This window comes from Vibrio mytili (assembly GCF_000830505.1).
GTDB lineage: Bacteria > Pseudomonadota > Gammaproteobacteria > Enterobacterales > Vibrionaceae > Vibrio > Vibrio mytili.
Map to the genome: position 1 here is coordinate 225,228 of NZ_JXOK01000010.1, position 13,877 is coordinate 239,104.

The window sequence follows — 13,877 nt, forward strand, 5'->3', positions numbered from 1 at the left end:
TGGGCTCAGTAACCAAAAAACTGTGCCCATTCACACCAAGCTTTTTGAAGTACGGCACGATCACCTTTTATAAAGCTGACTTTCTGGCCGGGTTTTCCTTGCGCTAACCGTGGTAAATCCATTCTCGCTACACATCCTAATTTAGGATAGCCGCCAATCGTCTGATGGTCGTTAAGGAGGATGATAGGGTTACCATCATTGGGTACTTGAATCGATCCAAGTGCTATACCTTCCGACAACACGCCACCAAAAGGAGGGGTCACCGTATTCCCTTCAAGCCGATAGCCCATACGGTTAGAGTTTGTAGAAATCGTAAACTCTGATTCATAGAAGCACGCTATAGCCTCCTCATCAAAGTCATTATATTGATAACCTTCAATAACTCTTAGCTTAATTGGTAAGTTATAGTCGGGTTTGAAACGAAATGTCATTTGTTTCGGTTTAGTTTGAGGTAGCCGATGAGGGATAAATGGCAGCTTATCTCCGCTTTTTAACGTACTTCCGTTACGTTCAAAACCACCGAGACTCTCTCTAACCACCGTGGAGGCACTGTTTAAGTGAAGAGGGACGTCAAAACCACCATGTACAGCAAGGTATGAACGCAACCCATTTTTAGCCATACCAAATTGGAGTTTTTGACCTTTGTGCAATGAAAACTCTGACCAATTATCAATAGGCTTCCCATCAACGGTCGCGTTAAGGTCACCACCACATATCGCCAGGTGACAGTTATGCAGGGCAACAAAACTGGCATTACCAAAAGTGATTTCAATCGCGGCACAATTAACAGGATTTCCAAGTAGATGGTTTGCCCAACTGTACGCATAATCATCAACGGGTCCACCTTGAGTAATACCAATATGACCCAGTCCAAAACGACCAAAGTCTTGAATCAAAGAGAGCGGTCCTGGCTTTTCTACCATCAGTCCCGAAAAGCTCATAATTTTCCTCCTTGATCGATAAATTCCTGCTTAGAAATGGCTAAAAAGGTGACGCTGTCACCCACATTGAAAGGGATAAACGGTGGTCGATCGGTAAACAAATGCATAGGACTCCGACCGATAATGTTCCAACCCCCTGGGCTTTCTGCGGGATAAACTGCGGTCTTGTTATCCGCAATACCGACACTACCAGCAGGAACGTGTGTTCTTGGTGTTTCCAGCCTTGGCATGCTTAGTTCGTCTTCCACATCAGAAAGAAAAGCAAAACCAGGAGCAAAGCCAATAGCAGACACGGTATAAATGGAACGAGTATGCGCATCAATGAGGGACTTTAATGACAGTCCACGCTGTTTGAAACGCGACAAGTCCAAGGCGGTTTCTTCTGAATAATAAACAGGAATTACGATTGATTTGGCCGGATGATGACTCGCTTGTTTAGGGTCAAATAGCGTGATGATTTGGTTTAATGTGCTAAGCAGTTCTTTCTCAGTAATTCTAAAAGGTAAGTAGTCGATTAAAATCGTGCGATATGAGGGGATAACATTCATGACGATAGTCGAGAGGTTCTCGCGTATCATACGAGCTAATTCACCAATATGCTCTTCACAAATGTGTTCATCAAACGAGACAAAAACGCTACACTCAGAAACGCAAGAGAGACAAAAATGTTCTTGTCGCATTAATTTCCCCCTGTATACAAGCTTTGACGGATCTTTTGGATAAGGGCAATAGACTCATCATTGTCGCCATGAACACAAATAGTGTCCGCTTCGAGAAGAATATAGCTACCAGAGGCGGTTTTTACGCGACCGGATTCAGCCAAGGTACGAACCTGCTCTAAAATGGCTTGTTCATTTTTTAATACCGCGTTCGGTTGTGTTCGTGGTGTTAGCATCCCATCATCTTGGTAAAGACGATCAGCAAAGGCTTCAAACAGTAGGGGAACATCGAAATCATCCGCAATTTCGAGATATTTTTCATTTTCTTGTGAGGCAAGGATCATCAGCGGAACTTTAAAAAGTGCCGCCGCTTTTACTACGGATCGAAAGGTTGAATCATTGCTCATCATATCGTTATAGAGCGCACCATGAGGTTTGATATAACTGATGTTTGTATGCTGTGCTCGACAAAGTGCTTGGAGTGCCCCTACTTGATACACGACCATATTGGTGATTTCATCTCCCGTCATGGCTAGCGTGCGTCTCCCAAAACCCTGAATATCGGGATAACCTGGGTGTGCGCCAATCTCCACATCGTTCATATTAGCGAGTGTGATAGTGGACTGCATAACGTTGGGATCCGATGCATGGAACCCGCAAGCGATATTTGCCATATCAACATACGGCATCACTTCTTCGTCGGCACCCATTTGCCAAGGACCATAACTTTCGCCCATATCACAGTTCAATGTGAGTTGCTGTTTATTCAATGTCATACGTTTTACTTTTGTCCGCGTAATACCTTCACCTTGAAGGAAAATGGTCCTCTGTTCAGTGACTCAGTTCATCATTCTCTTATTTACATCCAACCCACTTCAATGGGCTAATTTCAAAGGGAATGGGTTGGCTTCCCACACTCGATGAAAGGTGCACCGTCTCATTATTTGGGTATAACAAGCATGTTGTGAATTAGCTAGCTATTTATTTGAATTCGGCCGAATTTCTACTTGTTTCTTTCATTTTCAAGCCCATTCTTGTCTATTTCACGTTAATGTAATTTAACCAGGATGTTAATATTGTCGCCATTTTTTCATGTCGACAGACTGCACACCAGTACAGATTAACTGTGCGTATCGGGAAAGTAATATGTCACTGCGAACAAAGCTCATCTTGTCTACTTTGCTTTTCACGACCGTTGTTTTCGGAGTTTCAGCGGTTTTCATTATGGATGTCATATTCCCAAACTCGACGAGTAATTTAAGTGAAACAAGTCCAAAGACCACTTTTGACCAAATCCACACACTATGGATGAAAGATAGCTTGGTTTTACTTATGGTGCTAATTGCCATCGGCGTTTCTCTAAGCGTGATGATAGAGCGTTTCTTCATACGTCCTTTAAGCGGTCTCCAACAAGCCATCAACGACTTTAATCACGGTGATAGGTCAGAAAAAGAGGTTGTTTGTCATTCGAATGATGAAGTTGGCGAATTGGTTGATGACTTCAATGTGATGTTGACCAAGCTTAAAACGCGTGAGAAGCAAAGACAGTATTCGCTTAAAACGTCAGAGTCTGAGCGAGCTCTGTTCAAAAACATCCTAGATACGACAGAGTGCGCTCATCTTGTTACGGATCAGTATGGAGACATCATTTATTGCAGTCGTGCTGTTTTTCAAGTGTTCGGGAAACCCGTTGAGGACATCTTAGGTAGGAAAATAAACAGTTTGATCAGAACGAAAACACAGTATCGGCTGAAAGACGTCATAGAGAAAGGTTTGACTCTCACAGATATCGACGTCCATAGCCTCGTACGAGACGAAAAGCTCAAGATGACGACCCGCCACTTAAGCCAACAGAAATGCGTTCTATTTTCTCTACACAATATGACCGATATGGAACAAGCTCTGTACCGGAATCGGATTGCAGCTCGAGTGTTTGAAAGCAGTCAGGACGGACTTCTGGTTCTTGATCACGACGGAAAGGTGAGCATGATGAACTCCGCCGTCAGCACCTTACTTGGGATAGAACCACAGCAATATGTTGGGCGTCCGTTTGTGTACATGCTCAAACGACGAAGTCTCCGCAACTTTATGCCAAGCATTACGGAGTCAATTGAGCACTACGGAATGTGGCAAGGTGAAGTTGTTGAACACAATGCTCAAGGTGACATAGTGCCTATGTTTGTACGAGTAAACCGGATTACTCAATGCGAACAAAACGAGCGTTATGATTGGGTTATTATTTTAACGGATATGTCGAAAGTTAAAGAAATGGAACGACTTGAACACCTTGCATTGCATGACGCACTAACCGGGCTAGCAAATCGTTCTAAATTCAGTATGGAGCTAGAAAAACTGGTCCAAAGATCAGGATATCAGCGTACCGAATTTGCCATAATTTATCTCGACTTGGATGGTTTTAAAACGGTGAATGATACCTATGGCCACGATGCCGGAGACGAAGTGCTAAAAATAGTAGCCAACCGTTTAACTTCTGTTACGCGCCATAGTGATGTTATTGCAAGGCTTGCTGGTGATGAGTTTGTGATATTGATTAACCCTGCGAACCAAATGATCGTTACACGTATTTCTAATCAATTATTAGAAAGCATTTGTATGCCTATAGAACATAAAGGGGAAACGCTTAAGGTTGGTGTAAGCATTGGTGTTAAGTTGGTTGGAGTCAATGAGAAAGACGCATCGAAAGTACTTAAAAGCGCAGATACGGCGATGTATCAAGCGAAAAAAGCAGGGAAAGGGCAAGCTATACTAGCAGATTGCGAATAACCGCGTTGCCGTTAAAGTCATTTGAGAATCGTAGTTTTAATTGTGCATCGAAAGTTTTAAACTAGCGCAATTCGCGTCAGAAGGAACAATAACATGAAAGTACTTGTTACAGGTGGTATGGGTTATATTGGAAGCCATACATGCATTCAAATGATCGAAGCTGGGATGACACCAGTGATATTAGATAACCTGTACAATAGCAAACCAACCGTTTTGGAACGCATCGAAAAAGTCTGCGGTGTAAAGCCTCACTTCATTGAAGCTGACATTCGTGATAAAGCGGCACTGGTTGAGGCCTTGCAGTCACACCAAATTGAAGCGGTTATCCATTTTGCAGGATTGAAAGCCGTTGGTGAGTCAGTCGCTAAGCCGTTAGAGTATTACGATAATAACGTTAACGGCACGCTCGTTTTAGTCGATGCCATGCGTGAAGCAGGCGTTAAATCGATCGTTTTCAGCTCTTCAGCAACGGTTTATGGCGATCCAGCATCAGTGCCAATTACAGAAGACTTTCCAACCAGTGCAACTAACCCCTATGGACGCAGTAAATTGATGGTTGAGGAGTGTTTAACCGATTTTCAAAAGGCAAACCCTGATTGGAGTATCACGCTACTTCGCTACTTTAATCCTGTAGGCTCACATCCAACTGGCGAGTTAGGGGAAGACCCTCAAGGCATCCCGAACAACTTAATGCCGTTTATTTCTCAAGTTGCCGTCGGCCGTCGAGAGTTTTTATCCGTATTCGGTAGTGACTACCCAACTAAAGATGGTACGGGCGTTCGTGATTATATTCACGTAATGGACCTGTCAGATGGGCATGTTGCAGCGTTAGACAAAGTAGGTAGCAAAGCAGGCTTGCATGTATATAACCTAGGTACAGGGAACGGTTATAGTGTTCTCGAGATGGTTAAAGCATTTGAAACCGCATGTGGCAAAAATGTCCCATACCAACTTGTTGAGCGTCGTCCGGGAGATATCGCTGAATGTTGGGCAGATCCAACAAAAGCAATGCAGGAATTAAACTGGAAAGCATCTAGAACGCTAGAAGAAATGACTGGCGACACCTGGCGTTGGCAATCAAACAATCCTGAAGGTTACCCTGACGCGAAATCGTAGTAACGAGATATTAGAACCGTATAAACGACGCATGATAGGGAAGTTATTGTTAGAAAAAGGCGCATGAGTGCGCCTTTTTTGATCTGAATCGGAAAAAGTGTAAATCTTTGGTTAAAAAGTGGCAACTATATTTAGAACTGTTAAACTACAGCCGACTAAAAATTTAGAGTCATTAATCAATAAACCAATGGGGTAGTTCATGGAACTTGGTCTAATCATCACTTTTATCATCGTTGCTGCTGTAATGGTGAAAAAAGAGATGGCGCAACAGTAAGCTTTTGTTTTACAAACTTTTCTTTCCTCTCTTGAAACGAAAGCGATTAAGAAGCCAGCGTAACTGCTGGCTTTTGTATATCTAGCTCATTATTCTTTAACACTTTTAAAAAACAACCATTCCTACCGACTAAAGTCACCATCTACACGTTATTTGTGTATACAATCTAAGTCAGCCCAAAAAGTACCAATACCATTAATTTAAATGAGATAATGAGCGAAATAGGCATAATAGAGGGAGTACAATGTGCAAAGCCCAATAACACTTGAAGCGCTACACATATTGGATGCTATCGATCGACGAGGAAGTTTCGCTGCTGCAGCCAACGAACTGGACAGGGCGCCTTCATCACTCAGTTACCAAATTCAAAAGTTAGAGCAAGATTTAGACATCACGATCTTTGATCGTTCAGGACACAAAGCTAATTTTACAGAAGCGGGCAAATTGATTCTTGAGCGAGGCCGGACAATCTTGCAGGCGAGTGAGAAACTGGTAAATGATGCGACGTTATTAGCAAATGGCTGGGAGCTAGATATCACCGTTGCCTTCGACGGTATCATCCCTGTTTCCAACTTTTTCCCTATGGTTAATGCTCTATCCGATGTCAGCTCGACGCGTGTGAGATTACAAGAAGAAATACTCGCTGGCAGCTGGGAGTCTCTTAATTCAGGCCGTGCAGATCTTCTGATTTGTCCGTCGGTATCGACATTACCGCAAGAAGTAAAATCAGAAAAATTAGGTAACATGTCGATGCTATGGGTCGCGTCAAAAGACCACTATGTCCATAAACGCAGTGGCATTTTTGATGAGGTTGCGAGGGAAAAGTACCGTATTATCGCCATCGCAGATACCGCGCGAGAGCAGCCTGCATTGTCGATGAATATTATTCAAAAACAACCAAGACTTACCGTGACCAACTTTACCGCTAAAGTTGATGCACTCTCTGCAGGGTTAGGTATTGGAACATTACCAAGTCAAGTCGCTCAACCTCTTATCGAACGCGGCGTGCTAAAGCGTATCGAAGGTACAGAACAACAACCGTTAGAAATTATTCTAGCTTGGCGAAGAAACACCATGGGTGAGGCCAAATCCTGGTGTATCCAATATTTGAAAAAAAATTGGAAATTAACATAGGAAGGTCGGAGTAGATCTTTAACCAGTGCTTAGAGCGTGATCAACATAAGCACTGGTTTTTTAGCCTTAAAGGTTTAATTTAGTGGCAAAACCATATCCGCAGTACCGTCGGCAAACTGAACATCTACATCAAAGCCAAGCTTTGCGCCAACATTAACATCCCTCTATTGGTTGGCATTGTCATACCAGAAATTTGCTTTGTGCCTTTGCTCTTACAGTAGCTAATTATTTTTTGCATCAACACTTTACCAAGCCCCTTACCTTTAAGATCTGAACGGATCAAAATCGCGAACTCAGCATCGCTATTGTCGGGCGTAATGAGCGCTCGAGCGACACCAATAATCGAAGGGCCATTTTCATTAAATGCAACCGCCACAAACGCCATTTCACGGTCATAATCTATCTGTGTAAAGTTGGCTAATGCTTCATGGTTGAACTCTCCAACTTCAGAGAAAAACCGTTTATACAGATCTTCTTTAGACACACTCTGAATGAACTGTGCATGTAATGGTTCATCTTCAGGTAGGATAGGCCGGAGCAGTACCGGCTGCCCATCTCGAAGCGTGACTGTTTCAACAAACTCTGCGGGAAATGGGCGAATAGCCAACCTTGTTTGCGGTTCACCATGATATTTGGTGAGTGTGAGATCCGCATCAATGATAGTGAGATCAGTTCCAGATACAAGTACTGGATGGATATCCAAGCTATGTATTTCTGGGATTTCGACAGCCATTTGTGAAATTCGAACTAAGAACTTAGAAAGCTCGTTAATGTCGATGGCATCTTTGTGTTTTTGTGGACGAATCTTTCCAGATTTAAGAGCAACAACCACCAAATATCGTGCCAGAGTCATATTCAATGGCGGTAGCGCAGCCACTGCATCTTGCGAAATGTTCCACTCAGATCCTCCTTGACCGAGCAAGATGACTGGACCAAAAACCTCGTCAACTGCAATACTGATTCGTAATTCTTCAGCGCTACCTAATTTCGCCATACCTTGAACTAATAGGCCGTGAACATTGGCAGCAGGAAAACTGAGCTTCACCTCATCGAGAATAGATTGAGCGGCGTTCGACACTTCTGAACGGTTTCTTAGGTTTAGTGCGACGCCATGCACATCCGATTTATGAGGAATATCTGGAGAACGTAATTTAACCGCGACGGGGTAGCCAATGTTTTCTGCCATATGTACGGCTTCAATTTCGTCAGACGCAATCCAGGTAGGAAGCACATTAAAGCCAAAGAGCTTGAAAAATGGACTCGTTTGATGAGTGTCTAATGAGACTGTGTTTTTATCCAGTAACTTTTCATTTACCCATTCAATGGCGGCATTTACACTTCCGGAATGGAGCGGCTCTGCCGTTGTTGGTGTCTCCATAAGTTGTTTTTGGTTACGCCTGTACTCTACAAGGTGCATATAGGCAACGACGGCACTCTCTGGGGTACGATAAGTGGGGATACCCGCTTGTGTAAATGCTAATCTCGCTTCACGCGAAGTTTGTTCTCCTGACCAATTGGTGAGAATGTTGAAATGTTTGTGTCTTGGATGAGCTTTAATGGTTTCAATCAATGCATTTGCTGTTTCTAATGGGTCTGAGACCGCCGACGGGCTATGCATAATTAATATTGCGTCAGCGCAATCGTGATTCAGTAGGGCGTTAATAGTATCTTGATAACGCCGTTTGGTTGCGTCACCAGAGAGGTCAATCGGGTTCACCTCACGCCATTTATCTGGAAGTACAGATTTGAGCTGTTCAATGGTTGCTTCATCGAGTGTTGCCAACTTACCCCCGCGTTCAAATAGCGTATCAACAGCCATCACTGCTGGTCCGCCTCCATTAGTTATTATAGCCAAGCGTTCTCCACGAAGAGGAACGGAATGTGTCAACGTTTCTACGGCTGCGAATAACTCATGGGTGTTATTTACGCGCAGCATACCGGTCCTTCGTATCGCAGAGTCATAGATAATATCAAGCGTGTCGTTGCCTTGCTGTTCTGTGTGGTGAACCTCTTTAGAACGACCTGCTTTTAGCACCAGAATACGTCGATTACGAGAAGCAGCGCGCGCTGCGGATAAGAATCGGCGAGCATCTCGAATGGAATCCACATACAACAAGATCGCTTCTGTATGTCCGTCCATACTCAAATGATCAAGCAGATCTGAGAAATCGATATCTTGACCGCGTCCAATGGATATAAATGATGAAAAACCAATATTTTTATCGTTTGCCCAATCAAGAACGGTTGTACAAACGGCAGCAGACTGAGACAAAAAAGCGATTTTTCCTGGCTTAGCCGCAACAGGTGAGAAAGTACAATTGAAGTTATGCCAAGGTAAAATAATTCCCAAACTGTTCGACCCCAGTACACGAATATTCATCCCAGACAGATCCAAAGGTTGAACATCGTCTGAAATAACAATCGCAAATGGGGTGCCACGCTCATCCAACTCCTTTAGTAATTGCTCGTTTCGAGAAGCGTTAGTACATAAAATAGCGATGTCGGGAGTATAGGGCAACGATGAAACATCTCGGTAGGCTATGACACCGGAAACCGCTTTGTACTTTGGCGTCACAGGCATAATCGCCCCACTAAACCCACTTTGTAGCAGGTTTTTCATTACAACGTGGCCAGCGCGCAATGCCTTTTGAGAGGCACCAATAACAGCAACAGAATCAGGCTTAAATAGTTTGTGTAATTTGTTCATACGAAGTCCTTGGCCCTAAACGCATGGCTCATGAAGCGAGCTCTTAATACCCAAATGACGTCAGGATGCAATTTGAAGCGCACTATCGCAGGTACCTATACAGGGAAAGAACGACAGAGATAGAACGCACGGAAATAGTCAGCGATTTCTATGCCACTTCCGCTCAATCAAACATCTTGAGTTTTTTGGGACATAACAAATAATAAACGATTAATTGAATGAGAAAACACGGTGAGAAGGGACAATGGAGAAAATATGCACTATGCATGAACAGTTTGTGTTACTCATCACATCAATTTCATCGATTATTGTATTTGATGCTTGATAAAATAGCCTGCTATCGGCATGATTTATTTTAGTATTTATCCAGAGCTTCGTTACTTCATGAAAAAAATCACAATCATCGGTTTAGCCGTTCTTCTGTCTGCGTGTGCATCTGAAACATACGTTACCAATGTAGACTCTGAAAGCTATCAAGAGGATTACAGTGCCGATACGGTTACTAAGCCTATTATGTCACCTGAGAGTTCAGTCGTTGAAAAAGACGTAGAACCTAGAGTGGTAAAAATGACGGCGCAACCAGAAGAAAAACGAGTGGTTAAATTGACACCTAAAGAGCAAGTCAAACCAGTTAAAATTGTGCCACCAAGCGGAAACCAAAAAGGAACACAACGTTTTGGTTACACAATTCAGGTGGTTGCTGTAGGCAGCCCAGCAAAAGCGAACGAATTTGCACATCAATTGCCACAGAATAGAGAGCCGATTTGGGAAAACTATAAAGTTGTCAATGGCACGAAATGGTACTCTATTTTATATGGAGATTACGCAACGAGAAATGAGGCTCAACAGGCAGTATCAACTCTTCCTGCTCAATTCAAACAGCTGAAACCTTTTGTTAAAAGTATAGATAGTATCAAAAACTCAGCTTACCCATCTCTGAACAAGCTAAACTAAAAGTGATAGGGGGCTACGTGCTCCCTTTTGTTCAAATCCTATTCGAACAATTATCCTCACACTAAAATAACTGTACGTCACACCTCAAAGGGTTATCATAACTATAAGTATCTCTAGTAGGTCACGGAAAGATTGATTCATGATTAAAAATATTCTTCTATTATGCGGTGGCGGGTCGTCTGAACACGAAATTTCTTTGTTGTCAGCTAACTACGTTGAGCAACAGCTAAATCTTATCGAAAACGTCAACGTTACTCGTGTAGAAATAAAGCAAGAAGGCTGGACAACCAGCCAAGGAACGTTAGTTTATTTAGACCTCAATACTAAACAATTGTGCTCGGCGCACTCCTCGCATGCCGTTGACTTCATCGTTCCTTGTATTCATGGATTTCCGGGAGAAACTGGAGATATTCAATCCCTGTTTGAAATTGCTGGAATTCCTTATCTTGGATGCGGGCCAGAAGCGAGCAGCAACAGCTTCAACAAAATCACCTCAAAGCTCTGGTATGACGCACTAAATATACCGAACACACCTTACTTATTCTTAACACGCAATAATGACCAAGCTCATGAGAAAGTCACCCAAGCTTTTGAACAGTGGGGAAAAGTTTTTGTTAAGGCAGCAAGGCAAGGTTCATCAGTTGGATGTTACAGCGTCACAAAAAAGGAAGCCATATCTAAGGCAATCAACGATGCATTCGGCTTCTCTGATCAGGTTTTGGTAGAAAAAGCGGTTAAACCAAGAGAACTGGAAGTGGCTGCATATGAAATGAATGGCCAACTTCATATAACCAAGCCAGGTGAAGTGATTGCACCAGATGGCGCCTTCTATTCATACGACGAAAAGTACAGTAGCGACAGTCATTCACTCACGGAAATTGAAGCAAAAAATTTAACTCAAGAGCAGCTTGAGAAAATTCGTTCCGCTTCTGAAACCGTCTTTAAACAAATGAACCTTCGTCATTTGTCCCGTATCGACTTTTTCTTAACAGAAGACGGAGAGATATACCTCAATGAGGTGAATACATTCCCGGGTATGACGCCGATCTCTATGTTTCCTAAAATGCTACAGAACAACGGACATAGCTTTAGCGAATTCTTAGCGGACTGTATTCAAAGAACCAAATGAAGAAACATATCATAAGTCCATATAGCCATAAGATGTGATTTCAATATTTGAATTATCTTTCACGATAAGTATTATTAGAAATAAGCTCATATATGATGGATCAATGGTATGGCAGTATCGAATTACCGAGGTTTTAATCTGAAATCAAGCCCAGATCGGACTGTATGGCAGGTTAAAATCAAGAACCAAGTATTACAAGGCAGTTTAACTGCAGTCAAAAAAAGCATAGATTGGTGGTGTGAAACCGCTTCTATCATTGACCCAAAAGAATTTTCTTCGCTGAACGCCAAACAAGCGAATGTAGGTAAAGTGCAAACCGAAGTATTCAATGGTTACACATTAAAAAACGATACAGGCGAGACTAACGCTTGGTATTGCATGTTCAATGGTAAATTAATCAAAGGTGGTAAGGTCGCCATCCAAAGACATATCGAAGCTTACCTACTTGCCAAACAAAAATCGATGCAAGCACAACAATTGAAGAAATAGCAATATGACACTGGTATATTCAACAGAAACTGGCCGAATAAAGCCGGAAGAAGAAAAAGCAACTCGTCCTAAAGGGGATGGTGTTGTGCGAATCCAACGCCAAACCAAAGGTAGAAAAGGCAAAGGTGTTTGTATTGTCACAGGCCTAGATCTTGATGACGGTCCGCTAAAGTTACTCGCAGCAGAGCTAAAAAAAAGTATGTGGCTGTGGTGGCTCAGTAAAAGATGGCAACATAGAAATTCAAGGTGATGCGCGAGATAAGATTAAAGCACACCTAGAAAAGAAAGGAATGACTGTTAAATTGGCAGGCGGCTAATTTTCCTCTCCCTAAAAACAATTAAGCCCCTTGATAAAGGGGCTTAATTCGTTTTAATAGCCAGTAACATACCGAGAGTAGGGCTTGTTTCTCAATGTTGCTTTAACCAAAACAACGATCGACACACTCGCGACTAAAGTAAAAAGCAGCGTTACAAAGAAAAGTAAAACGTTAGTATCTGAGGCTCCTGCATACTCATAGACTGGTGTTCTCTTAAGTACGGTCAAAACCCAAGGATGGATAAAGAATACACCGAAGCTTGTTTTTGCCAATAAAGACAGTAATTTATTTTTAAATTGATACAGTTCGAATGCATAGAACAGAGCAAGAACCATGCAAACCTTTTGAATAAACATTGTATCTATGCCCTCAAATGCCAACATCTCCTTAATATAATTACCTCTATGTCCGATGTAAGCTTCGTAAACACAAAGCGCCAACAATATAACAACTAATACCATCATCTTAAGCTTTGCATTCACCAGCAAGTAATCTCGATGCTTGGAAAAGCTACAGCCAAGTAAGTATATCGGTGTGAAGTATACGAGCATTTGGATAGGATTAGTGTTCTCATAAGATCTGTGAACAAAAAGGGAAAGCACGCATAAAAGAACAATTATAATGGCTTGGGATTGGCCTTTTAGTTGGACAAATTTTAGATGCAAAGGCGCCATAGCAAACAAAAGAAATGCAAATGGAATGTACCAATAGGCCGTTAACATTCTTCCCGTCGCCAGGTATTTAAGGGTCGTGACTAAAGTAGAGTCATCGGCATCGAAGAGTAATCGACTATCTATAATTATGCCGTTTTCATAAAAACCCGTCCGGGTTACATAGAGTAAACACGTCGCAAACGTTCCAAGAAATAGGTACGGTAAAATCACAGCTTTAAATTTAGACGAATAGAAATCTTTGACTGCAGCTTTGCGCGTACAAAAAACATGATGAAACATGTAACCCGAAATGAAGACAAATAGAGCTGTTGAGCCATAAAAAAAATTCTGGAACGCAAGCCAAAAACCGGAAGTCGCAGTCATTCCATAATCAAAGCAATGGACCGCAACAATACAAACTATCGCAAAACCTCGGTAGTTTTCTATTGACTGCAAGTGTTGACGCATATCGTTGTCCTAGTAGAGAAAACACTAAAATACCATTGCAGTACAAGTTCCAATATAGCGCGATACTATTATCAGAATTTATTCAATTGTTGAGTATCATACTTTTCTCATAGTTTCGACGTTGTGGGTCATTTGGGGTATTTGAAGTATGATTTTTATTTGGTTCCACACCAATCCAGATACCCACAATGGATCTCTTTGGCTGCGCAGCAAAAGCTTGAACCTTAGGCTTCTGAGAAAAAAGCAACCGGC

General features: G+C 42.3%; 11 protein-coding genes and 2 pseudogenes. 7 read left to right on the forward strand and 6 right to left on the reverse strand.

Annotated features, from left to right (window positions below):
- Positions 1 to 5: 5 nt before the first annotated feature.
- The 4 genes from SU60_RS05420 to SU60_RS21940 all read right to left on the reverse strand — a co-directional run bounded on the left by SU60_RS05420 (position 6) and on the right by SU60_RS21940 (position 2,823).
- Positions 6 to 941: a 5-oxoprolinase subunit C family protein gene (locus tag SU60_RS05420; protein WP_041154666.1), complete on the reverse strand. Its 936-nt coding sequence runs from the start codon at positions 939 to 941 to the stop codon at positions 6 to 8.
- On the reverse strand, positions 938 to 1,621 hold the full coding sequence (locus SU60_RS05425) for a 5-oxoprolinase subunit B family protein (protein WP_041154667.1): 684 nt from the start codon (positions 1,619 to 1,621) through the stop codon (positions 938 to 940). Before SU60_RS05425 ends, SU60_RS05420 begins: the two co-directional genes overlap by 4 nt.
- Positions 1,621 to 2,376, reverse strand: a complete 756-nt coding sequence (locus tag SU60_RS05430; protein WP_041154668.1) for a 5-oxoprolinase subunit PxpA — start codon at positions 2,374 to 2,376, stop codon at positions 1,621 to 1,623. The genes SU60_RS05425 and SU60_RS05430 overlap by 1 nt, the downstream gene beginning before the upstream one ends.
- A gap of 294 nt (positions 2,377 to 2,670) precedes the next feature.
- Positions 2,671 to 2,823: a hypothetical protein gene (locus tag SU60_RS21940; RefSeq protein WP_164833031.1), complete on the reverse strand. Its 153-nt coding sequence runs from the start codon at positions 2,821 to 2,823 to the stop codon at positions 2,671 to 2,673.
- Between the two features lies 1 nt (position 2,824).
- Between SU60_RS21940 and SU60_RS05435 the strand changes: the two genes are divergently transcribed.
- From SU60_RS05435 to SU60_RS05445, 3 genes are all read left to right on the forward strand, one after another.
- Positions 2,825 to 4,384 carry a diguanylate cyclase domain-containing protein gene (locus tag SU60_RS05435; RefSeq protein WP_164833032.1) on the forward strand — a complete coding sequence of 520 codons (1,560 nt, stop codon included), beginning with the start codon at positions 2,825 to 2,827 and terminating at the stop codon, positions 4,382 to 4,384.
- A 93-nt stretch (positions 4,385 to 4,477) separates the two neighbouring features.
- Positions 4,478 to 5,500 carry a UDP-glucose 4-epimerase GalE gene (gene galE / locus SU60_RS05440; protein ID WP_041154669.1) on the forward strand — a complete coding sequence of 341 codons (1,023 nt, stop codon included), beginning with the start codon at positions 4,478 to 4,480 and terminating at the stop codon, positions 5,498 to 5,500.
- A gap of 520 nt (positions 5,501 to 6,020) precedes the next feature.
- A complete protein-coding gene (locus SU60_RS05445; RefSeq protein ID WP_041154670.1) occupies positions 6,021 to 6,908 on the forward strand; it encodes a LysR family transcriptional regulator in 888 nt (295 codons plus the stop codon).
- A gap of 74 nt (positions 6,909 to 6,982) precedes the next feature.
- Here SU60_RS05445 and SU60_RS05450 read toward each other — a convergent pair.
- Positions 6,983 to 9,615 (reverse strand): annotated as a pseudogene (locus SU60_RS05450) (bifunctional acetate--CoA ligase family protein/GNAT family N-acetyltransferase).
- Positions 9,616 to 9,999: 384 nt separating this feature from the next.
- On the opposite strand from SU60_RS05450, the gene SU60_RS05455 reads away from it, so the two are divergent.
- From SU60_RS05455 to yciH, 4 genes and pseudogenes are all read left to right on the forward strand, one after another.
- Complete coding sequence (locus SU60_RS05455; RefSeq protein WP_041154686.1) at positions 10,000 to 10,569, forward strand: SPOR domain-containing protein; 570 nt, start codon at positions 10,000 to 10,002, stop codon at positions 10,567 to 10,569.
- Positions 10,570 to 10,708: 139 nt separating this feature from the next.
- A complete protein-coding gene (locus tag SU60_RS05460; RefSeq protein WP_041154671.1) occupies positions 10,709 to 11,698 on the forward strand; it encodes a D-alanine--D-alanine ligase in 990 nt (329 codons plus the stop codon).
- Between the two features lie 108 nt (positions 11,699 to 11,806).
- Positions 11,807 to 12,187 carry a DUF3319 domain-containing protein gene (locus SU60_RS05465; RefSeq protein WP_041154672.1) on the forward strand — a complete coding sequence of 127 codons (381 nt, stop codon included), beginning with the start codon at positions 11,807 to 11,809 and terminating at the stop codon, positions 12,185 to 12,187.
- Positions 12,188 to 12,191: 4 nt separating this feature from the next.
- Positions 12,192 to 12,504: pseudogene (yciH, locus tag SU60_RS05470) on the forward strand (stress response translation initiation inhibitor YciH).
- 53 nt (positions 12,505 to 12,557) lie between these two features.
- Here the strand turns inward: yciH and SU60_RS05475 are convergent.
- Positions 12,558 to 13,625, reverse strand: coding sequence for an acyltransferase family protein (locus SU60_RS05475; RefSeq protein ID WP_041154673.1), 1,068 nt, complete (start codon positions 13,623 to 13,625; stop codon positions 12,558 to 12,560).
- Positions 13,626 to 13,877 lie beyond the last annotated feature (252 nt).